At 50.5% G+C, this 1,579-nt stretch carries 1 rRNA gene (running past one end of the window); it reads left to right on the top strand.

Annotation, left to right across the window (positions count from 1 at the left end):
- Positions 1–107: 107 nt before the first annotated feature.
- Positions 108–1,579: ribosomal RNA gene (locus CAG44_RS27305) — 23S ribosomal RNA — on the top strand; it runs 1,519 nt beyond the window's last position.

The following is a 1,579-nucleotide window of genomic DNA, read 5'->3' as shown; positions in this document are numbered from 1 at the left end:
TGTTAATCAGGCTAAGGTAAAATTTGTGAGTTCTGCTCGAAAGAGCAACATGCGAATTTTCGGCGAATGTCGTCTTCACAGTATAACCAGATTGCTTGGGGTTATATGGTCAAGTGAAGAAGCGCATACGGTGGATGCCTTGGCAGTCAGAGGCGATGAAAGACGTGGTAGCCTGCGATAAGCTTTGGGGAGTCGGCAAACAGACTGTGATCCAGAGATCTCTGAATGGGGGAACCCACTCAGCACAAGCTGAGTATCTTGTACTGAATACATAGGTGCAAGAGGCGAACCAGGGGAACTGAAACATCTAAGTACCCTGAGGAAAAGAAATCAACCGAGATTCCCTTAGTAGTGGCGAGCGAACGGGGACCAGCCCTTAAGTTGATTTGAGATTAGTGGAACGCTCTGGAAAGTGCGGCCATAGTGGGTGATAGCCCCGTACACGAAAATCTCTTGTCAATGAAATCGAGTAGGACGGAGCACGAGAAACTTTGTCTGAATATGGGGGGACCATCCTCCAAGGCTAAATACTACTGACTGACCGATAGTGAACCAGTACCGTGAGGGAAAGGCGAAAAGAACCCCGGAGAGGGGAGTGAAATAGAACCTGAAACCGTATGCGTACAAGCAGTGGGAGCCTACTTTGTTAGGTGACTGCGTACCTTTTGTATAATGGGTCAGCGACTTATATTCAGTGGCGAGCTTAACCGAATAGGGGAGGCGTAGCGAAAGCGAGTCTTAATAGGGCGTTTAGTCGCTGGGTATAGACCCGAAACCGGGCGATCTATCCATGGGCAGGTTGAAGGTTAGGTAACACTGACTGGAGGACCGAACCGACTACCGTTGAAAAGTTAGCGGATGACCTGTGGATCGGAGTGAAAGGCTAATCAAGCTCGGAGATAGCTGGTTCTCCTCGAAAGCTATTTAGGTAGCGCCTCATGTATCACTCCAGGGGGTAGAGCACTGTTTCGGCTAGGGGGTCATCCCGACTTACCAAACCGATGCAAACTCCGAATACCTGGAAGTGCCGAGCATGGGAGACACACGGCGGGTGCTAACGTCCGTCGTGAAAAGGGAAACAACCCAGACCGTCAGCTAAGGTCCCAAAGTCATGGTTAAGTGGGAAACGATGTGGGAAGGCTTAGACAGCTAGGAGGTTGGCTTAGAAGCAGCCACCCTTTAAAGAAAGCGTAATAGCTCACTAGTCGAGTCGGCCTGCGCGGAAGATGTAACGGGGCTCAAACCATGCACCGAAGCTACGGGTGTCATCTTTGATGACGCGGTAGAGGAGCGTTCTGTAAGCCTGTGAAGGTGAGTTGAGAAGCTTGCTGGAGGTATCAGAAGTGCGAATGCTGACATGAGTAACGACAATGCGAGTGAAAAACTCGCACGCCGAAAGACCAAGGTTTCCTGCGCAACGTTAATCGACGCAGGGTTAGTCGGTCCCTAAGGCGAGGCTGAAAAGCGTAGTCGATGGAAAACAGGTTAATATTCCTGTACTTCCAGTTATTGCGATGGAGGGACGGAGAAGGTTAGGCCAGCCTGGCGTTGGTTGTCCAGGTTTAAGGTGGTAGGCTGG

The sequence above is a fragment of the Pseudomonas sp. B13(2017) genome (genome assembly GCF_002113245.1).
Taxonomy (GTDB): domain Bacteria; phylum Pseudomonadota; class Gammaproteobacteria; order Pseudomonadales; family Pseudomonadaceae; genus Aquipseudomonas; species Aquipseudomonas putida_Z.
Note: the sequence above shows the minus strand (reverse complement) of the source record. Positions and strands in the feature narration are given on the sequence as shown.